The following is a 19,507-nucleotide window of genomic DNA, read 5'->3' as shown; positions in this document are numbered from 1 at the left end:
ATCAACCTTCCAGCCAACTTCCAGCCAACGAAATTGGACATCGTCCGCAATACCGCAAGTGCTGGGAGGACGACGATCTTGGGACAATACGTTTCCATTATGCCCCGAACCGATAGACTTACATTGATTAGGCATTCCTTATGAATAGGCGGTAGCATGGCTCGTCATACCTTCCATGACACACAGCACACGACGGACAAGACCCCCGATGATGGGATTGTGGCCCGCGCCATCGACCTGACCAAGGTCTATGGCTCCAAAGACAACGAAGTGACGGCATTGAACCACGTGAACGTTGAGTTCAAACGTGGCGAAATGACCGCCATCATGGGCCCGTCCGGTTCGGGCAAATCGACGCTCATGCATTGCATGGCCGGGCTCGACACCCCCTCTTCCGGCAGGGTGATCGTGGAGGGACTTGAGGTCTCCTCGATGAACCAGAAGCAGCTGACGGACCTGCGACGGAACCAGATCGGGTTCATCTTCCAATCGTTCAATCTGGTGCCGACGCTGTCCGCCGAAGAGAACATCCTCCTGCCGCTGCAGATCGCCAAACGACCAATCGACCGCGACTGGTTCAACCAAGTGGTCAAGGTGGTCGGCCTGGAGAAGCGTCTCTCCCACCGTCCTAGCCAGCTTTCCGGCGGCCAGCAGCAGCGCGTGGCCTGCGCCCGCGCCATCATGGCGCGTCCGTCCGTAATCTTCGCCGACGAGCCGACCGGCAACCTCGACTCCCGTTCCAGCCGGGAGGTGCTCGGCTTCCTGCGCGACTCGGTGCGCGACTATGGACAGTCGATCGTCATGGTCACCCACGACCCGCGAGCGGCCTCCTTCGCTGACCGTGTGCTGGTGCTCGCCGACGGCAACATCACCCGTGATATGCCACATCCGACGTACGACGAGATTCTCGAGGTGTTCGCGGGCGACGATGACGCGGATGCCGTCTCCCCGACGGAGACGGAGGGCAAGCAGGCATGATTCGCATAGGATTGCGCGACGCGCGCAGCCATTTCGGCCGCTTCATCATGTCGATCGTGGCCATCGCGCTCGGCGTGAGCTTCGTGGTCGGCTCGTTCTGCTTCCGAGAAATGCTCGACAACCAGGTCTCGCAGATGATGTCCACCAATGCGGACCACGACGTGTACGTACGGGGTTCGCAGGAGAAGAAAAGCTCATCGGCGATGTCCATGGGCTCCACGAAAAGCTACAACGCCATCGACGCCGATCTGGCGGACGACATAGCCAAAATCGACGGCGTCTCCTCGGCGCACGTGATGTATGGACTGTCCGGTGTGGTGCTTCTTGACAAGCACGGCGATGCTGTGACCACCGTCGGATCCCCCACCGTGGCCATGGGCATGGGCAAGTCGGAGCCTTGGCGGTCCGCGAAATTCACCGCCGGAACCTGGCCGAAGAACGGCGATGAGATCGCCTTGCATTCCTTCGCCGCCGAACAGTCGAAGCTGAAAGTCGGCGACAAGACGAAAATCGTTTACGCCGACGGAGCACGTGACGTGACCGTCAGCGGCATCTTCACCACCGATGCCAGCCAAGCGGGCGCCATCATCATCGCCATCGACCCGGCCACGGCCAAGGAGAAGGCGAATCAGCAATCCGATGACCCCGACAAGGCGTCCCTCATCAGCGTCTACGGCAACACCACCACGCCGTTGACCGCCGAGCAGCAGCAACAGCTGGCCGACCGCATCAACCGGAAGCTGCCGAAATCGGCGAAGGCCCATGCCGTCACCGGCGACGCATACCGTGATGAATCCACCAAATCCACGCAGGACGCGCTTGGCTTCATCCAGCCGCTGATCCTCATATTCGCGGTGATCGCGCTGTTTGTAGGCTCGTTCATCATCGCCAACACCTTCTCGATGATCGTCCGTGAATCGATGCGCGGCTACGCGCTGCTGCGCTCCATCGGCGCTTCCCCCCTGCAGGTATTTACCACGGTGATCGTGCAGGCGGTGCTGCTGGGTCTGGTCGGTTCGGCCGCGGGCATCGCGCTCGGCTGGGGCATGGTCAAACTCATCGCATCGGGCCTGTCAAACATGGGAATGCCATTGACGGGAGCCACCGACCCATCCGTCTCCGACATGCTCATCGGACTGCTGGTCGGACTCGTGGTGACACTGATCGGAGCGGCACTGCCGGCACGCAACGCGGCGCTCGCACCGCCCATCCAAGCGATGAACGAGACCGTGAATCCGGAGAAACCGGTGCGCGCCCGTGGCATCATCGGCACCGTCATGGTGATCCTCGGATTCCTGTGCTGGGCGTTCACCTGCGCTCTGGCGGGATCCGACGGCAATGGCCCCACGCCATGGAAGGCCGTCAACGACATCTCCGTGGGCTGGCCGCTTGGCATCGGCGCCGCCTTGGCCGTGATCGGCGTGATCGTGGCTGGACCGGCGTACGTGTCCCCCGCGGGCACGGTGCTTGGCTGGCTGCCGTCGAAGATTTTCACGGTGACGGGACGTCTCGCCCAGCGCAACATCTCCCGGTCGAAGAGGCGCACGTCCAACACCGCGGCCGCGCTGTTCGTGGGCGTGGCGATCGTGAGCTGTCTGGGCGTGGTGGCCACGTCGGCGAAGGCATCGGTCAATTCGCTGATCGATACCGGACTCAAAGCCGATTTCGCCATATCGTCGGCATCGGGCGGACGCATTCCCGACCAGGCGATCAAGGACATCGAAAACGTCGACGGCGTCAAACACGTGGTGTCGAACCGTGTGGTACTTGGCGTGAAATACGATGGCAAGTCCATTTCCGGGTTCACGTTCGCGACGCAACCGGAACTGTTCACCAAGATATTCGCCGCCGAAACCACCGAAGGCGACGCCGTATCCGCGTTGAAGGACGGCAAGCTGCTTGTCGGCAAAACCATCGCGGACGACCGCGGATGGCATGTGGGGCAGAAGGTCAAGGTCACCGCCGAGAACACGGTGGTCGACGAGCAGGCCACCGCCAAGGCGCAGGCCGATTACCAGGCCAAGGTGAAGGCGCATGCGCAGGAACTGCAGACACAGGCCCAACAGCTGGCAGCCTCCGGCGATCTGGCCGGAGCGCAGGCCAAGGCCAAGGAAATCGAGCAATACACGGCCAAGGCCAAGAACGTCGACCCGAAGACACTGATCAAAACGAAGAAGGTCAATACCAAGAAGACATTGACCATCGGCGCGATCGTGTCGAATTCCGTGTACCGCGATTTCGCGATCATCAACGACGACCTGGCCGAACAGATCGGCAACAAGCAGACCATGTTCGTCATGCAGGCTTATGTCACCGACAGGAAGGGCTCCGACACGGCCCAGGTGAAGAAGGCCATCAAGAAGGCCGTCAAGAAGTACTACACGATCTCCGTGTTCGATCGAGACGAGTACAAATCCACCATGAGCTCGATGATCAACCAGATGCTCATGATCCTGTACGCGCTGTTGGCGCTGTCGATCATCATCGCGATCTTCGGCATCGTCAACACTTTGGCGTTGAGCGTTTCGGAACGCACCAAGGAGATAGGACTTCTGCGTGCCATCGGCACATCCCGCGGACAGGTGCGTGGCATGCTGGGCATCGAGGCTGCGATCATCTCCGTGTTCGGCACGGTGATGGGACTTGTCGTCGGCGTCGCGGCGGGCGTGGTGATCCGCGCGGTCTACGCTTCCGAAGGATTGGAGACGTTGGCCATTCCTTGGCAGCAGCTTCTGGTGTTCCTGTTGCTTTCGATTGTGGTGGGTCTAGTTTCCAGCATCTCCCCCGCCTCCCGCGCGTTGAGGCAACCCGTGCTTGACGCCGTGGCGAGCGAGTGAAACAGTTGGAACGGAACACCGAAAGGAGGCGGCAATGCCCATTCCCCATGAGATTCCAGTAGGAGCACGCATCGTGGCGCGTACTCTGGAAGGCGTCGATCCGACCGACCACCGCATGAAATTCCGCGATTACGTGGGACACGTGCGTTCCTGGGACGGCCAGAAGCTGGAAATGACGCGTGATGCGGCGGCGAACGGCTCGCGACCCGAACAACGCGTCACCATCCCGGCCGACGCGATCGTGACGATCAAGCCGGTGCCGGAACGCTCCATGACACGTCCACGGCCATAGCGGAAACGCCGTGGAGACAAAAGACGGACGCTGCCGATCACAGCATTTCCAGTGATTGGCAGCGTCCGTCTTTTTTATATGATTCCTACGATTCCTCTATGAAACGTCGGTTGCAAAACGTTGTCGTGGAATCGCCGTCACACGGCGGAACGCACTTCGACGATGACGTCATGATCCCCTTCGAACCGCACGATATGCTCGCCTCTGCGAGCGGATTCCAGCAGCGTGCGCCGCCAATCGTCTTCGGGAATCGCAAACCTGATCTTTTCGCACCGTTCGGCGTAATCCGGTTGCTTGACGGCTGCCTTGTAATCGCGGAACGGCTGTCCTTGCGCGAAGAAGCGGTCCATCTGCCTCACGTCGCCTTCGGTCGGTCTGACATTGGCGTCGGCCATGTCATGCAGCACATTGGCCACCAACGTCAGTCTATTGGCCATGTCGCGCAGCAGTGTTTCCACGTTGGCCGCGTCCTCCTCGACCATCGCACGCGTACGGTTCGGGTCGGTCAACGCCACACGGGTCATGTCGCGCCAGGATCCAGCGGCGAGCGCCACCGCAATGTTGCGGTTCGGATTGGCCACCAGTTCGTTGATCATGGCGGTGGCGACGACGTGCGGCATATGCGAGATGAGCGCGGCGCACCGGTCATGCGTGGCGTCGTCGAGCACGATGAGCCGGTTACCGCATCTGTTCACGATCATGTCGGCTACGGCGAGGAATCGGCGGTATTCGGTGTTGTCGTCCACGGTGATGGCCCAGAGGGCGCCGTCGTACAGCTTGGGATCGGACGCCTCCCATCCCGACAGTTCATTGCCGGCCATAGGATGCGCGCCGACATAGCATCCGTCGAGTCCCACTGCCTTGACCTGGTCGCGGACCATGCCTTTGACGCTGCCCACGTCGGTGAGCGTGGTCGTTTCTGGATCGATGAGCGGTTTCAACGCGCCGAGGATCTGGGGCATGGCTTTGAGTGGATTGCACAATACCAGCACGTCCGGATTCGCTCCGGCGAGCGCCGCCAACGTGGGTTTGCATATGATGCCATCGGCTTCGGCCGTGGCATAGGGGCGATCGTTGTGGTTCCATGCGATCACTTCGCAGCCGGCGTTCACAAGCCGACGTGCCAGCGATCCTCCGATCAGGCCGAGTCCTACGATTGCGATGCGCGGCTTCACCACATCAGCTCCCTTCCAGCGGTTTCACTATTCTGCCAATGGTCCGGCAGATGCCTGTCATCCAGCCGCACGCCGCCTTGGGGCAGCATCCATGATGTGACAGGCGGGTTGGGTCGTTCCCTGCGCGGGTATACGGCAAGCGTCTTGGCCCAGTCTCCATGTTCCGCGATTTCCACGAGCGCGTCACGGAAACGCCGCTCCCAAGGGGCCGCATCGAGGGTCGCGATGAAGCTGTATGTGCCGGTACGCCCTTTGATAGGCCGTGAGATGAAACTGGTCATGTTGAGTCCCGCGTCGCGAATCACGTCGAGCAAGTCGGCGAGCACGCCCGGACCAGTGGCCAGTGGGATGAGGGCAAGCACTGATTCATATTCGATATCCGATTCGGCGCGCGATTCATCGAGCAGACGTGCGGCTTCCGCACGCGGCGCGAGCACAAGGAAGTCCGTGGCTGCGCCTTGGTAGTCCTGAACGGAGGTTCCGATGCGGGCGATATCGTACAGTTCTCCGCAGATGGCCGGTCCGAAGGCGATCTCACCAGTTTTGAGATCCCTGCAGGCGGCCGCGTTGGATGAGGCCGGGCGTGCCGTGAGATGGCGGTCGGCGATGAACCGCTTGCATTGCGCAAGCCCGTGCGGATGGGCGGTGGCCACATGAGCCGTATCGGAATCGGCCCCTTGCGCCACGTAGGCGTCGAACGATACGTTCACGCCGATGCGGGCGAATCCGACGAGGTCCCTCGCGTCGATCAGCGCATCGAGGTTGGGCACGACATAGCCTTCGACGTTGTTCTCCCATGCCACGACACCCCAACCGTCGCCACGTTGCGCGGCGTCGAGAATCTGTGGCACGTCGTCCATGGGCACCAGCTCGAAGCCGTGCGGCTCAAGACGGGCCAGCAATTCGGAGGCATCGACCGCCGCCTGATGCGTGAAAGTGCCCTGAGGGCCCAGATAGAACAGCTTTCGTACGCTCATTGACGCCTTCGCCTCCTTGTAGGTCACCTATGCACCTTACCGCATCCTTGGGGCGTGCGACGCGTTAGTCCACCGGTTGGTCGGCCGCGTTGTCCGTTTCCTGCGATTCGTCCGACACATTTTCCGGAGCGTCGTCCGCTTCGCGTGGCGGCATCGTGAACCACCGTTTCGGCAACGCGAGCATGACCAGCGGAATCAACACCACGCCATACAGCCAGAAATAGCCGACATTGTTGCTGAAATACGGCAGCGACGCCGAATCGCCGAAGCCGACGGGAATCATGGCGTCTCCGCCGGGACCGTAACCAGCCATGACGGTCCAGACCATCAGCGAGGAGCCGATCAGGTGCAGGGCGAGTCCCGTCGCTCCGTCACGGGAACGGGCGGACCATGTCGCGATGGCCGTCAAAACGTAAGCAAGCACGAGTCCGTAGGGAATGTTCGCCGACGCGCCCATGCGGTGCGCCATGGTGCCGATCATGCCGACCGCGACGCCGACGATCAGATCGATCAGAAGACGCGCCCATGCCGGCAGACGATGTGACCATGGCATCAGCGTGCGATCGTCGTTTTTCCGTGACTGCGTCTTCGGTTGCGATTCCTGCATATGTTGCGTCATATCCTCCACTATGCCCCAGGTTCCTTACAAACGTTCCTTGCATCGCGTAAAAGAAAAGAGATACGTGGGATACACGTATCTCTTTGTCTCATCGTCTCAGTCAGACACATGGCACGCTGCCGTGCCTGCGAAGCGTCGGAACGATGCTTGGAATCACTTGTTGTTCTGCTGAGCGTTGTTCTGGCGACGCTGCTTGGCGCGCCACTTGTACCAGTCCTCACGGCTCAGGATGATCTTGCGCACGCGGATGGATTCCGGGGTGACTTCCACGCACTCGTCCTCGTTGGCGAAGTCCAGCGACTCCTCGAGGCTCATCTTGATCGGCGGGGTCAGGGTCTCCAGCACGTCTGCGGTGGCGGAGCGCATGTTGGTCATATGCTTGGCCAGCGTGATGTTCACGTCCAGCTCGTCGGGCTTGTTGTTGATGCCGACGACCTGACCCTCATACACCGGAGACTGCGGCTCGACGAAGAAGTTGCCACGGGCCTGCAGACGCTGCATGGCGTACGGGGTGGCGATGCCCTGACGGTCGCAGACCATGGAGCCGTTCTGACGGGTCACGATCTGTCCGGCCCACGGAGCGTAGCCGGCGGAGATGGAGGAGGCGATACCGGTGCCGCGAGTGGCGGACAGCAGCGCGGTGCGGAAACCAATCAGGCCACGGGACGGGACGGTGAACTGCAGACGGACCCAGCCGGTGCCGTGGTTGGTCATGTTGTCCATACGGCCCTTACGGTCGGCGAGCAGCTGGGTGACGGCGCCCATGTACTCCTCCGGCACGTCGATGGTGGTGTTCTCCATCGGCTCGTTGACCACGCCGTCGATGGTCTTGGTGACCACCTGAGGACGGCCGACGGTCAGTTCGAAGCCTTCACGGCGCATTTCCTCGGCGAGCACGGCCAGCGCGAGTTCGCCACGGCCCTGGACCTCCCAAGCGTCCGGACGGTCGGTCGGCAGCACCTTGATGGACACGTTGCCGATGAGCTCGCGGTCGAGGCGGTCCTTGATCATGCGGGCGGTGAGCTTGTGTCCCTTGCCCTCGGTGCCCGCGAGCGGGGAATCGTTGATGCCGAAGGTCATGGAGATGGCCGGATCGTCGACGTGGATGAGCGGCAGCGGCTTCGGGTCGTTCGGGTCGACGATGGTTTCGCCGATCATGATATCGTTCACACCCGCGACGGCGACGATGTCGCCCGGACCCGCGGATTCGACCGGAGTGCGCTCCAGGCCCTGCGTACGCAGCAGTTCGGAAACGCGGAAGTTCTCGATGGAACCATCCACACGGCTCAGGCCGTAGGTCTTGCCCTTCTCCAGGGTGCCGTTGTAGATGCGGACCAGGCCAAGTCGGCCAAGGAAGTCGGAGGAGTCGATGTTGGCGACGTGCGCCTGCAACGGCGCGCCTTCCTCGTATTCCGGAGCCGGAATGTTCTTGATGATGGCCTCGAACAGCGGCTCGAGGTTGTCGTTGTCCGGCAGACCGCCGTCCTCCGGCTGGTTCTCGGACGCGTAACCGGCCTTCGCCGCGCAGTAGATGACCGGCAGGTCGAACAGGGAGTCCTCGTCGAGGTCGATGCCTTCCTCGATGACATCCTGGGCCAAGCCGAGCAGCAGATCGGAGGATTCGCCGACGACTTCGGAGATACGCGCATCCGGACGATCGGTCTTGTTCACGCACAAGATGACCGGCAGCTTGGCCTCGAGGGCCTTGCGCAGCACGAAACGGGTCTGCGGCAGCGGGCCTTCGGACGCGTCGACAAGTAACACGACACCGTCGACCATGGAGATGCCGCGTTCCACCTCGCCACCGAAATCGGCGTGGCCAGGGGTATCGATGATGTTGAGGGTGATGCCTTCCGGATGACCGTACTTGGCCGCCAGCGGACCGGTGTACTGCACCGCGGTGTTCTTGGCGAGGATGGTGATGCCCTTCTCGCGTTCCAGATCGTTGGAGTCCATCACACGATCCGGGACTTCCTCACGCTCGTTGAACACATGGGACTGGGCCAGCATCGCGTTGACCAAGGTGGTCTTACCGTGATCGACGTGTGCCACAATCGCTACATTTCGAATATCGCCGCGAACCGCCATCGAAACCTCTCTTAGTATTACTGTTCTCTTGCGTAATCGTTCGGTACGTACATGTTGTCGGTACTTGGAAAATCGACCTTACACACAAACCGAACCAATGGTAGCGGAGCGTTGCGACACCTCGCCATCCATGTTCAGGCGGCGGCCCGTTGCACCTGTATGTTGATCGACGGGTCACTGACCTCCGAAGCCCCTCGCAACGTGGCGCAGGATTCCTCCACCACCGACGCGACCCAATTGATCTGTTCCGGTGCGAGCGGCTCGCGGAAGGTCATGCGGATGGCCGATTTCGCGACCGCCGGCTCATATCCCATAGCCAATAGCGTGCCAGGTGCCTCGTGCCGTCCGACGGCGCAGGCAGAACCGGATGAGCAGGCGATGCCCCGCGCGTCCAGGTCGACCAGCAACGCCTCGCCGGACAGTCCGGGAAACACGAACGACGCATGCCCCGGCAGCCGACGTTGAGGATCCCCCGTAAGTTGCGCCCGGGGTTCGACGCGCAGCACCGCATCGATGAGACGGTCTCTGGAGGCGGCAAGACGCCGCCACGCGTCCCGCATTTTCACGTCCGCGTCGCGCAGCGCGACGGCCAATGCGACGGCTCCGGCCACATTCTGCGTGCCGGACCGCAGGGAGCGTTCCTGTCCACCACCGCTCATCAACGGCTCCACAGGGACCCTGGATCGAAGCAGCAAAGCGCCCAATCCTTTCGGAGCGCCGAATTTGTGCCCGGACAGGCTCAACGCGTCCACATCCCACTCGCGCATACGGATGGGAATGAGACCGACGGCCTGCACCGCATCCACATGCAGCGGCACGCCGTATTCGTGCGCGATACGGGCGATTTCATCGACGGGTTCGACCGTGCCCACCTCGTTATTGGCGAGCATCGCCGACACCAGCAAGGCGCTGTTGCGCGGCTTCGCGGACATTCCTGCGGCCCCGTCGGATCCGTCAGCAAGAATCCCTTGCGCCAGTTCCTCACGCAGGGCATCCACATCGATATGCGCCTGATGGTCGACGGGAATCTCCACCACTTCGCATCCGAACCAACGTTCCATCCAACGGGCTGATTCCAACACCGCGGGATGCTCTATCGACGACACGATGACACGCGGACGCACCTGTTCACCATAGGCTTCGCGCAGCAGCCGCATGCGGGCCATCGCTATGCCTTTGATCGCAAGATTGTCCGCTTCAGTACCGCCGGAGGTGAGGATCACGTCATCCGGACGCGCCCCCAGGTCCGCCGCAATCGACCCGCGTGCGGCCTCAAGCGCCCGAGCCGCAGTCTTCCCAGCGCCATGCACGCTCATCGGATTCGCGTATGCCTCAGTCAGGAACGGCATCATCGCGTTGATGACGTCGGTTCCGACCGGTTCGGCCGAAGCCGCGTCCAGATACAGATGTTCCATCAGTCCTCCGGTGCCCGTCAGTCCCAATCCAGACCAAGATCGATGCTGCTCACGCTGTGGGTGAGCGCGCCGACGGAAATCACATCCACGCCGGTGGCGGCCACCTGTGGCACACGTTCCAACGTCATGTTGCCGCTGGCTTCCACAATGGCACGTCCCGCGATGGCGTCCACTCCCCTGCGGGTGTCCTCCAGGGAGAAATTGTCGAGCATGATGGTATCGGCGCCGCCCTCGAGCGCGGCCTCGATCTGTTCCAACCGGTCCGTCTCCACTTCGATATGCGTGGTGTGCCCAACCTGTTCGCGTATGTGACGGATGGCCCCGGCCATGTCGATGCCCTGCTCGGCAAGCGCCGCGAGATGGTTGTCCTTGACCATCACGGCATCGGACAGGCCATAGCGGTGGTTATGGCCGCCACCGCAGGTGACGGCGTATTTTTCGAACGGGCGCAGGCCCGGAGTCGTCTTGCGCGTGTCGACGATGCGGGTGCGCGCATAGGTGCGCGGGGCTCGATATCCGTCCGTTCCGACGGCTTCGGCCGCGGCTTTGACGAAATCCGAGGTCATGGTGGCGATTCCGCACATGCGCTGCGTGAAATTCAGCGCCACGCGTTCCGCCGTGAGCAGGTCACGCACGGGACCAGCGACTTCAGCAAGGGTCTGTCCCGCTTCGAACCGTTCGCCGTCCTTGATATTCGCGCGCACGACGATTTCGGGATTCTGCGCGGCGAACACGGCTTCGAACACGGCGAGGCCGCTCATCACGCCTGGTTGCCTGGCCACAAGCCTCGCGGCGCCCCGAGCTTCGGCCGGAATGGTGGTTTCACAGGTGATGTCGCCGTTGGGCGCATCCTCCTCAAGCGCGGCTTCGACGGCCGCGCGAATGACCTGGCGGGTCAGCATGGTTATGGTCCTTTCGATATTTCGCCGTCACGCCATCCGATAGGCGATGGAATGCGCGATCGTCGGATTGGCGGTCGGATAATCCTGCCGCGTGTGCGCGCCACGCGATTCGCAGCGGTTGCCGGCCGCAACGGCCGCAACGTATCCGACGGTGAGCAGGTTGCGGTTCTCCCACGTGGTGACCCGTTGCGCATATGTCGTCTGCCGTTCGGCGTTTTCCGCCGTGTCCGCAGCGTCTTTCGCGTTCGCAGTGGCGAGCGCGGCGCCAAGTTCGCGCACGCCTTGGGACAGGCTTTCGCCGTCACGGATCACGCCGACATGCTTCCACATGGTTTCTTCGATTCGCGCACGGTCCCATACCTGCGGTCGCACATCATGCGCCCGTGTCTCGGCGACCGGCATGCGCAGTTCCATCGGGCGTTGGCAGACCGGCATGCCCTCAATTGCGCTGTTGTCGAAATCCTGCGGTTGCCACACAGCATCATCGACGTCATTCGCGGCTGCGAGACCGGCACGATATCCGTAGACCATGCCTTCGAGCAGCGAGTTCGAAGCGAGCCTGTTGGCTCCCTGAACGCCGGTTCGGGCGCATTCGCCGGCCGCGTACAGGCCTGGAATGCTGGATCGTCCGAAGAGGTCGGTGCGGATGCCTCCCATCCAGTAATGGGCGGCCGGAGCCACGGGAATGGGCTCCTTGCTCCAGTCAAAGCCGAGGGATCGTGTGTACGCGTCGATGGTTGGGAAGCGGTGGCGTAGGAATTCCGCCAGATCGGGATTCTTCTTGGCCATCGGAGAGACGTCAAGCATGATCGGTTTGCCGCCCTGCACCTGCATGGTGCGGAAGTTGGCGCGAGCCACCACATCGCGCGGCGCGAGTTCGGCTTTGGGATCGATGTCGGTCATGAAACGGTGTCCATGCTCATCGAGCAGCACCGCGCCTTCGCCGCGGACGGCTTCAGAAACGAGGAAATGCTCACCCACGGCCATGGCCGTGGGATGGAACTGGTAGAACTCCAGATCGGCCACCTGGGCTCCGGCGCGGATCGCCGCGGCCAGTCCGTCACCCGTCGCTACAGACGGATTGGTGGTGTACGGGTACAGACGTCCGGCGCCGCCGGTGGCGAGCACCACACGGTCCGCATCCACGACACGCGTCTCGACGCCGTTTTGGTCGTTCCGCACCGTCAGACGCACACCGGCCACGTGACCGTCGCGCACCAGCACGTCGTTCAGGAACGCGTGCTCGAGCACGGTGATGTTCGGATTGGCTTTTACCATGGCGGAAACGTCGAGTTCCAAGACCTTTCCGGTGGCATCCCCTCCGGCGTGCACCACACGGGAGCGGCAGTGCGCGGCTTCGAGGCCGCGCAGCACGTGGCCTTCACCATCACGGTCCACATGCCATCCGTCCCCGATGAGTTCGCGCACGCGGCGAGCGCCTTCGTCGGTCAGTATGCCGACGGCGGTGCGGTCGCACAATCCATGGCCCGCTGCCATGGTGTCGGCCGCATGCAGCGCCGGCGAATCATCATCGAAGATCGCGGTGGCCACGCCTCCTTGGGCGTGGTATGTGTTCGATTCGACGAACTCGTCCTTGCATACGAGCAGCACCTCCTGGGAATGACGTCCGCCGTTCCCGGCGATAGACGTGCGGCCGCCGTCGGCCAGTCCCTCGCCGCCGAGACGTTCGTCACCCGCCGCCGCGAGCGCCGCGCACAAGCCTGCGATGCCCGCTCCGACCACAACGATCATGGGTGCACCTCCAGCATGCGCTGCAATGCGATTTTGGCGTCGCGTGCAGTGTCCTCGTCCACGGTGATGCGGTTGACGATGTTGCCCTGTTCGATGTTCTCCAACGCCCACGCCAGATAGGCCGGATGGATGCGGTACATCGTGGAGCACGGGCAGACCACCGGGTCGAGGCAGAACACGGTTTTGTCCGGATACTGCGCGGCCAAACGGTTGACGAGGTTGATTTCCGTGCCGACAGCGATGGCGGAGCCGGCCGGAGCGTTGGCGATCTGCTTGACGATGTACGCGGTGGAGCCAGTGCCGTCCGCCGCGTTGACGACGTCCATCGAGCATTCGGGATGCACGATGACCTTGACGCCCGGATATGCCTTGCGGGCTCGTTCAATCTGATCGACGGTGAAGCGCTGATGCACCGAGCAGAAGCCCTTCCACAGGATCATCTTCGCGTCCGCGTACACGGATGGGTCCTCGGCGCCGCCAGCCGGCTTGTACGGGTTCCATACCGGCATCTGGTCAAGGCTCATGCCCATGGCGAGCGCGGTGTTGCGGCCCAGATGCTGGTCCGGGAAGAACAGCACTCGCTTGCCACGCGCGAACGCCCATTCGAGTACGGCATGCGCGTTGGATGACGTGCAGACGATGCCGCCGTGGCGTCCACAGAACGCCTTCAAGGCGGCGGACGAGTTCATGTACGTGACCGGCACGATCTGCTGCCTGCCGTCTGCGTCGGGTTTGTCGCCGCAGATCTCGCCGAGCTGCTCCCAACAATCCTCGACCTGTTCGATGTTCGCCATATCGGCCATTGAACAGCCTGCGGACAGGTTCGGCAGCGTCACGGTCTGTTCCGGAGTGGACAGGATATCGGCGGTTTCGGCCATGAAATGCACACCGCAGAACACGATGTGATCGGCGTCGGGACGTTCGGTCGCATTCTTGGCGAGCTGGAAGGAGTCCCCCACGAAATCGGCGTGCACGATGATCTCGTCGCGCTGGTAGAAGTGGCCGAGGATGAGAAGCTTGTCGCCGAGGCGGGATTTGGCCGCTTTGATGCGTTCCTGCAGCTCCTCGTCGGAGGCGTCCCGGTATTCCTGGGGCAGCACCTGCTGCCGGGGAGCGTTGTTCGGCAACGGGTCGAACATGGAGGCGCCCGGCCCGTAGCTCGGCTTGGTGGTGTCGAAGTGCCATGGATCCTGCGTCAGTCCGGCGTCGCATGTGCTTTGCGCGCCCAGTCGGGCGATGATTTCGTCTACGGATGGCGATGACAGAGTAGCGGCCATACCGCACCTTCCCTTCATTTGGTTTGTTGTTGTCGTCCGTTTGCCATGGAGGTACCCCCATGGATTGATGAAATATAGATGATGGATGTCCGGCGGTTCCCACATCCGCCGTACCGGTTTCAGATGGTCGTCAACGCCGTCAGCGCGTCATCGCCGTCCTTCTGTTCCTTGAGGTCGGAGTGGTCGGCATCGTAATCCCACGGCGTGGTCCGCCGAAGAGCGCTTCGCACGTATCGGTACACGGCGGCAGGACGATTGCGGCCGACTCGCAGCTTCTCACCGGTGTCCTCCAATTGGCCCGACGCAAGCATCTTCCGACGGAAATTCGCCAGATCGATGGCTTCGCCGGTGACCGCCTCATACACGTCATGCAGCTGGCTCAAGGTGAATCGTTCTCCGACCAGACGCGTGACGACCTGTGGATATTCGATTTTCCCGCGCAACCGGCTCATGGCGTAGTCGATGATGGCGCGATGATCGAAGGCGAGTTCCGGCAGGTCATCGACGGGAAACCATTTGACGTTGTTTCCTTCGATGGGTTCCGTCTGCGCGTCCGATCCGCCGACCAAGGCCCAATAGACGATGGACACCATGGGCAGGCCTCCGTGCGAGCGCGCGGGGTCGCCGAAGGTGTACAGCTGCTCGAGATACCTTGGATGCAGCGATGTGGTCGATTCCAACGCGGCATACGCCGACTGTTCCAACGAGTGGTCGGCACGCAGGTCTCCGCCGGGCAGGGCCCATTGGCCGAGGAACGGTTGACGCACACGTTTGACCAGCGGCATCCACAACGTCGATCCCGCACCGGACGGTCTGGTTTCGGCACGCCCGCCGTCATCGGACCGCGGCATCGGTCCTAAGGCGAGGATGACTACGGACACGCCGATCTGCGGCGGCTGCTTGCGCCGTTCCGAGACATTGCCCATCATCATGGAATACCCCTGTTCCAATCGCTTCCGAATATCGACAGGGCATGAGTGTATCACTTATGGTCAACTTGACCATAAGTCTCTTGCGTGTCCTGTCCGCATCCATCCGCAGAAGCGGGGCGCAGCGGAACAAAGGCCGTGGAAAAAACAAAAAGCTCCCCTCATGGGGAGCTTGGAACGGAATTCAGGCCACGATGTCGTTGGCGATCAGCTCGCGGGCCACTTCACGGTATTCCTTCGCAGTCTTGTGGTTCGGCGCGTAGATGGTGATCGGCGCGGCCGCCACCGTGGAGTCAGGTAACTTGATGGAACGCGATATCACGGAATGGAACACCTTGCCTTGGAACGCCTCGTAGATGCGCTGCAGCACCTCCTCGCAATGCAACGTCCTGGTGTACATGGTCACCAGCACTCCATACACCTCAAGGCTCGGGTTGATACGCGACTGGACCTTCTCGATGGATTGCATGAGCAATGCGACGCCGCGCAGCGCGAAGAATTCGGCGGCCACGGGAATGATCACTCCGTCCGCGGCGGTCAACGCGTTCACCGTCAGCAGACCCAGCGACGGCTGGCAGTCGATGATGATCACGTCGTATTCGTCCTTGACCTGGCGCAGCACGCCGGCAAGCACCTGCTCACGTCCGACCTCGGTGACCAGCTGCACTTCGGCCGCGGACAGGTCGATGTTGGCCGGCATGATATCGAGGTTCTCGAAATCGGTATGGTGAATCACGCTATGCACATCCATGCGCGGATTGAACAGCGCCGTGTACACGGTGTCCTCCACCGCGTTGGCATTGATGCCGAGTCCCACCGTGGCGGCACCCTGCGGATCGAAATCGACGATCAGCACACGCCTGCCATATTGGCTCAACGCACCGCCGATATTGATGGAACTGGTGGTCTTGCCGACCCCGCCCTTCTGGTTGCACATGGCGATGACCCTCGCCGGACCGTGCGTCTGCAGCGGCTCCGGAGCGGGAAACGTCTCATAATCACGTCCAAGCAAATCCGTAGGCATACCGTTTACCTTACCAACATCCTCGTGTCAAAGATTTCACTGTGTTCCATGCTAACTCATCATCGCCTATGAAACCGGCAACAACACATCCCGCAACGCTTATCTCGCCCTCGGATGCGAGGTCAGATACGTTTCGATGAGATTCTCCGGGCTCACGTGCGTGTAGATCTGCGTGGTGGTGACGCTGGCATGTCCGAGCAGCTCCTGCACGGTGCGCACGTCGGCGCCGCCCTGGATCAGATGGGTGGCGAAGGAATGGCGCAACGTGTGCGGATGCAGAGGCTTGTCGATGTGCGCGCGCCGTCCCGCCGCGCGGATGATCTCCCACACCGATTGTCTGGACAACCGTTTGCCACGTTTGTTGAGGAACAGCGCGCGCCGTTCGGCTGGACCTTTCGCCTTCGCCTCAAGTTGCGGCCGTCCACCACGCAGATACCGTGCGAGCGCCTCGCACGCGTAGCCGCCGACCGGCACCAGACGCTGCTTGGAGCCTTTGCCCATCAATCGCGCGACCTTCTCGTCCAGGTCGACGTCGTCGAGGTTCGATCCACAGGCCTCCGAAACTCGCGCCCCGGTCGCGTACAGGAATTCCAGCAACGCCTTGTCACGCAGCATCACCGGATCGTCCGGCTCCTCCGGCGAATCCGTACCGGACGGATGGCTCTGCGACACGGGAATCGCGTCCAGCAGTCTCGCCACCTCATCCACGGTGAGCACGTCAGGCAGGGTTTCCGCGCCCTTTGGCGCCTTGACGCATGCCGAAACATCCTCCATGACCACATGCTCGCCCAATGCGAATCGATGGAGCTCGTGGATGCTTGAGAGCCGACGAGCCTTGCTGCGCGCCGATTCGCCGGAATCGTCAAGAAAAGCGATGTACCGTTCCACGTCATGAGTATCCACCTCGCCGAGGCTGCTGATGCCCTGCGTGGCAAGCCAAGCACGGTACTTGTGCAAATCGGCGCCGTATGCGGATACCGTGGCTTTCGCCAGTCCTCGTTCCACGTCGATATGCGCGAGGAACTGCCTGATCAACTGATCGATGCCATTCATCGAAGCCTCCCCCATATATTGGTCTGCACCACTCTCATCAACCCGAGCCCATCCGAACCAAGATGACGATTCGACGTCTTATACGTGAGAACCCCCGGTCCGACATGCGGACGGGGGTTCTCTCACATATATAAGGCGAAACGCCGGAAGACTCAGGCTTCCTTCGGAGCGTTCACGTCAGCCGGAAGAGCGGCCTTGGCCTGCTCAACGATGGTCTTGAAGGCCTCCGGATCGGAGACGGCCAGCTCGGCGAGGGCGCGACGATCCAGTTCGATGCCAGCGAGGTGCAGGCCCTGGATGAAGCGGTTGTAGGTGATGCCTTCGGCGCGGACGGCGGCGTTGATGCGCTGAATCCACAGCTTGCGGAAATCGCCCTTGCGAGCCTTGCGGTCGCGGAAGTTGTAGGTAAAGGAGTGCAGCAGCTGCTCCTTGGCCTTGCGGTAGAGACGGGAGCGCTGGCCACGATAGCCGGAAGCCCTCTCGAGAACGACGCGACGCTTCTTGTGGGCGTTTACTGCGCGCTTGACACGTGCCATATTTGATTCCTCAGCTTTCTTGTTAAGTCTTTGTTATATGAGCTCTCGCTATGCTCAGCGACCGAGCAGCTTCTTCATGTTCTTGCTCTGGGAAGTGGCCAGAACACCGTCGGCCTTCAGCTCGCGGCGCTTACGAGCGGACTTGTGCTCGAGGTTGTGGCGCATTGCGGAGCCAGCGTGCATCAGCTTGCCGGAACCGGTCACTCGGACGCGCTTGGAAGCGGCGGAATTAGTTTTCATCTTCGGCATTGCTGCCCTCCTTGTTTGTTACTTCGATTCGGAAGTCTTCGTTTTGTCGGACGCCACGGCTGCCTTGGCTGCGGCTGCCGCCTGTGCCTGGGCCTCCTGCTTGGCGGCCAGACGCGCGGCCTGACGGGCCTGACGCTCGGCACGGGACTGATCGCCACGACGACGCTGCTCGGACTGGGTGTGAACCTTCTTGCCCTTCGGCGCAAGCGTCATGATGATGTTGCGGCCTTCCTGCTTCGGGGCGAATTCGACGGTGCCGTACTCCTCCACCTCGCTGGCAAGACGCCTCAGCAACTCGACGCCGCCAATCGGACGAGACTGCTCGCGGCCGCGCAGCATGATGGTGACCTTGACCTTGTCTCCGCCGTTCAGGAAGCGCACAACGTGGCCCTTCTTGACCTCGAAGTCATGGTCGTCGATCTTCAGGCGGAAGCGGATTTCCTTGATTTCCGCGGTGCTCTGGTTACGGCGCGCCTCACGAGCCTTGATCTTCTCGTTGTACTTGTACTTGCCGTAATCGATGAGCTTGGCGACCGGAGGCTTCGCGTTGGGCGCCACCTCGACGAGATCGAGGTTCGCTTCCTTTGCCAGGTTCAGTGCGACGGAAGTCGCGATGACTCCCACCTGCTCGCCGTTCGGGCCGATCAGACGCACCTGGGAGACGCGAATCTCGTCGTTAATACGTGGTTCGTCGCTGATGATGACTCCAATCCTCATGTTCCATGCAACGGAACGTCCCCAGATTGGCAGTATTCCAAAATCCCGAATGTCCATGAATCGCCAAGGCGCAACAAAGCGCACGCAAAACCGCATATGCGGCCAGTGCATCTCACCGTCGAATCGGTGGAAAGGCGATTGCCTGAACCCGAGACCATGAAAGGCTTCCAGGTGGGGATATCCCGCTTTCTTGATTTCTCAAGCCTTGTAGATAATACCACACACCCGGACATCGCGTGTCGTGTTTCGGGAGCCATCATTGCAGACCGGACCTGGATGGATGCGCCGGATGCACTATACATACGCTATGCCGGAAAAGCGTATGGACGAGCACGTACACTATCTTCGCATGAGCACGAATTCCAAGACATGTGTGATTTTCGGCGCAGGCGATTATTACGACGAGGCCCCCGCCATTCCGTCCGGAGCCTTCGTCATCGCCGCGGATGGCGGCTACGACCATGCCCAGGCCTTCGGCATCGACGTCGATTTTCTGGTGGGCGATTTCGATTCGATCGCCGGCACGCGTCCGACGCATGACGACCGGACCATCGCGTTGCCGACGGAGAAGGATGATCCCGATCTGCTGTCCGCGATGAAGATCGGATGGCGGCATGGCGCGCGCACGTTCCATATATATGGTGCGTTGGGCGGACGGATTGACCACACAATCGCCAATATCCAGCT

The 19,507-nt window shown here is 61.7% G+C and carries 18 protein-coding genes; 4 read left to right on the top strand and 14 right to left on the bottom strand.

Annotation, left to right across the window (positions count from 1 at the left end):
* Positions 1–156: 156 nt before the first annotated feature.
* From ACR0P8_RS00660 to ACR0P8_RS00650, 3 genes are read left to right on the top strand one after another with little or no spacing between them, the layout of a single operon-like run.
* The gene (locus ACR0P8_RS00660) at positions 157–978 is read left to right on the top strand and encodes an ABC transporter ATP-binding protein (protein ID WP_432622699.1); all 822 of its coding nucleotides are present in this window, start codon (positions 157–159) and stop codon (positions 976–978) included.
* Positions 975–3,815: an ABC transporter permease gene (locus ACR0P8_RS00655; protein WP_432622697.1), complete on the top strand. Its 2,841-nt coding sequence runs from the start codon at positions 975–977 to the stop codon at positions 3,813–3,815. The genes ACR0P8_RS00660 and ACR0P8_RS00655 overlap by 4 nt, the downstream gene beginning before the upstream one ends.
* A 34-nt stretch (positions 3,816–3,849) precedes the next feature.
* A complete protein-coding gene (locus ACR0P8_RS00650) occupies positions 3,850–4,107 on the top strand; it encodes a DUF6725 family protein (RefSeq protein WP_432622695.1) in 258 nt (85 codons plus the stop codon).
* 137 nt (positions 4,108–4,244) lie between these two features.
* On the opposite strand, the gene ACR0P8_RS00645 is transcribed toward ACR0P8_RS00650, so the two are convergent.
* The 14 genes from ACR0P8_RS00645 to infC all read right to left on the bottom strand — a co-directional run bounded on the left by ACR0P8_RS00645 (position 4,245) and on the right by infC (position 18,820).
* Positions 4,245–5,282 carry a prephenate dehydrogenase gene (locus ACR0P8_RS00645; protein ID WP_432622759.1) on the bottom strand — a complete coding sequence of 346 codons (1,038 nt, stop codon included), beginning with the start codon at positions 5,280–5,282 and terminating at the stop codon, positions 4,245–4,247.
* On the bottom strand, positions 5,279–6,259 hold the full coding sequence (locus ACR0P8_RS00640) for a prephenate dehydratase domain-containing protein (protein ID WP_432622693.1): 981 nt from the start codon (positions 6,257–6,259) through the stop codon (positions 5,279–5,281). Before ACR0P8_RS00640 ends, ACR0P8_RS00645 begins: the two co-directional genes overlap by 4 nt.
* Before the next feature lie 64 nt (positions 6,260–6,323).
* Positions 6,324–6,878: a hypothetical protein gene (locus tag ACR0P8_RS00635; protein ID WP_432622691.1), complete on the bottom strand. Its 555-nt coding sequence runs from the start codon at positions 6,876–6,878 to the stop codon at positions 6,324–6,326.
* A gap of 153 nt (positions 6,879–7,031) precedes the next feature.
* Positions 7,032–8,966 carry a translational GTPase TypA gene (typA, locus tag ACR0P8_RS00630; RefSeq protein ID WP_432622689.1) on the bottom strand — a complete coding sequence of 645 codons (1,935 nt, stop codon included), beginning with the start codon at positions 8,964–8,966 and terminating at the stop codon, positions 7,032–7,034.
* Between the two features lie 134 nt (positions 8,967–9,100).
* Entirely contained in the window at positions 9,101–10,381 is a 1,281-nt protein-coding gene (locus ACR0P8_RS00625) for a cysteine desulfurase family protein (protein WP_432622687.1), read from the bottom strand.
* Between the two features lie 17 nt (positions 10,382–10,398).
* On the bottom strand, positions 10,399–11,283 hold the full coding sequence (nadC, locus tag ACR0P8_RS00620; RefSeq protein WP_432622685.1) for a carboxylating nicotinate-nucleotide diphosphorylase: 885 nt from the start codon (positions 11,281–11,283) through the stop codon (positions 10,399–10,401).
* 27 nt (positions 11,284–11,310) lie between these two features.
* A complete protein-coding gene (nadB, locus tag ACR0P8_RS00615) occupies positions 11,311–13,035 on the bottom strand; it encodes an L-aspartate oxidase (RefSeq protein WP_432622683.1) in 1,725 nt (574 codons plus the stop codon).
* Positions 13,032–14,312 (bottom strand): quinolinate synthase NadA, encoded by a 1,281-nt coding sequence (gene nadA / locus ACR0P8_RS00610; RefSeq protein WP_432622681.1) that lies wholly within the window; start codon positions 14,310–14,312, stop codon positions 13,032–13,034. The genes nadB and nadA overlap by 4 nt, the downstream gene beginning before the upstream one ends.
* 119 nt (positions 14,313–14,431) lie before the next feature.
* Positions 14,432–15,244 carry an NUDIX hydrolase gene (locus tag ACR0P8_RS00605; protein ID WP_432622679.1) on the bottom strand — a complete coding sequence of 271 codons (813 nt, stop codon included), beginning with the start codon at positions 15,242–15,244 and terminating at the stop codon, positions 14,432–14,434.
* A 181-nt stretch (positions 15,245–15,425) separates the two neighbouring features.
* Positions 15,426–16,265: a ParA family protein gene (locus ACR0P8_RS00600; RefSeq protein ID WP_011743425.1), complete on the bottom strand. Its 840-nt coding sequence runs from the start codon at positions 16,263–16,265 to the stop codon at positions 15,426–15,428.
* Positions 16,266–16,364: 99 nt separating this feature from the next.
* The gene (gene xerD / locus ACR0P8_RS00595) at positions 16,365–17,318 is read right to left on the bottom strand and encodes a site-specific tyrosine recombinase XerD (protein WP_432622676.1); all 954 of its coding nucleotides are present in this window, start codon (positions 17,316–17,318) and stop codon (positions 16,365–16,367) included.
* A gap of 152 nt (positions 17,319–17,470) precedes the next feature.
* On the bottom strand, positions 17,471–17,854 hold the full coding sequence (gene rplT / locus ACR0P8_RS00590) for a 50S ribosomal protein L20 (protein WP_055680021.1): 384 nt from the start codon (positions 17,852–17,854) through the stop codon (positions 17,471–17,473).
* Positions 17,855–17,908: 54 nt separating this feature from the next.
* A complete protein-coding gene (rpmI, locus tag ACR0P8_RS00585; RefSeq protein ID WP_003810699.1) occupies positions 17,909–18,103 on the bottom strand; it encodes a 50S ribosomal protein L35 in 195 nt (64 codons plus the stop codon).
* Between the two features lie 18 nt (positions 18,104–18,121).
* Complete coding sequence (infC, locus tag ACR0P8_RS00580; protein WP_026646166.1) at positions 18,122–18,820, bottom strand: translation initiation factor IF-3; 699 nt, start codon at positions 18,818–18,820, stop codon at positions 18,122–18,124.
* Positions 18,821–19,169: 349 nt separating this feature from the next.
* On the opposite strand from infC, the gene ACR0P8_RS00575 reads away from it, so the two are divergent.
* Positions 19,170–19,507: thiamine diphosphokinase (locus tag ACR0P8_RS00575; protein WP_432622756.1), on the top strand; the 338-nt coding region annotated here is incomplete at its 3' end.

This window comes from Bifidobacterium sp. (assembly GCF_050874245.1).
Taxonomy (GTDB): Bacteria; Actinomycetota; Actinomycetes; order Actinomycetales; family Bifidobacteriaceae; genus Bifidobacterium.
This window is presented reverse-complemented; position numbering and strand designations above follow the sequence as displayed.

What these genes read in the sequence shown, in the direction of transcription:
- ACR0P8_RS00600 (WP_011743425.1), bottom strand. Translation starts at nt 16,265, where the DNA reads ATGCCTACGGATTTGCTTGGACGTGATTATGAGACGTTTCCCGCTCCG.
- nadB (WP_432622683.1), bottom strand. Translation starts at nt 13,035, where the DNA reads ATGATCGTTGTGGTCGGAGCGGGCATCGCAGGCTTGTGCGCGGCGCTC.
- nadA (WP_432622681.1), bottom strand. Translation starts at nt 14,312, where the DNA reads ATGGCCGCTACTCTGTCATCGCCATCCGTAGACGAAATCATCGCCCGA.
- rplT (WP_055680021.1), bottom strand. Translation starts at nt 17,854, where the DNA reads ATGGCACGTGTCAAGCGCGCAGTAAACGCCCACAAGAAGCGTCGCGTC.
- infC (WP_026646166.1), bottom strand. Translation starts at nt 18,820, where the DNA reads ATGAGGATTGGAGTCATCATCAGCGACGAACCACGTATTAACGACGAG.
- ACR0P8_RS00605 (WP_432622679.1), bottom strand. Translation starts at nt 15,244, where the DNA reads ATGATGATGGGCAATGTCTCGGAACGGCGCAAGCAGCCGCCGCAGATC.
- ACR0P8_RS00650 (WP_432622695.1), top strand. Translation starts at nt 3,850, where the DNA reads ATGCCCATTCCCCATGAGATTCCAGTAGGAGCACGCATCGTGGCGCGT.
- ACR0P8_RS00640 (WP_432622693.1), bottom strand. Translation starts at nt 6,259, where the DNA reads ATGAGCGTACGAAAGCTGTTCTATCTGGGCCCTCAGGGCACTTTCACG.
- ACR0P8_RS00625 (WP_432622687.1), bottom strand. Translation starts at nt 10,381, where the DNA reads ATGGAACATCTGTATCTGGACGCGGCTTCGGCCGAACCGGTCGGAACC.
- ACR0P8_RS00655 (WP_432622697.1), top strand. Translation starts at nt 975, where the DNA reads ATGATTCGCATAGGATTGCGCGACGCGCGCAGCCATTTCGGCCGCTTC.
- xerD (WP_432622676.1), bottom strand. Translation starts at nt 17,318, where the DNA reads ATGAATGGCATCGATCAGTTGATCAGGCAGTTCCTCGCGCATATCGAC.
- rpmI (WP_003810699.1), bottom strand. Translation starts at nt 18,103, where the DNA reads ATGCCGAAGATGAAAACTAATTCCGCCGCTTCCAAGCGCGTCCGAGTG.
- nadC (WP_432622685.1), bottom strand. Translation starts at nt 11,283, where the DNA reads ATGCTGACCCGCCAGGTCATTCGCGCGGCCGTCGAAGCCGCGCTTGAG.
- ACR0P8_RS00660 (WP_432622699.1), top strand. Translation starts at nt 157, where the DNA reads ATGGCTCGTCATACCTTCCATGACACACAGCACACGACGGACAAGACC.
- ACR0P8_RS00635 (WP_432622691.1), bottom strand. Translation starts at nt 6,878, where the DNA reads ATGACGCAACATATGCAGGAATCGCAACCGAAGACGCAGTCACGGAAA.
- typA (WP_432622689.1), bottom strand. Translation starts at nt 8,966, where the DNA reads ATGGCGGTTCGCGGCGATATTCGAAATGTAGCGATTGTGGCACACGTC.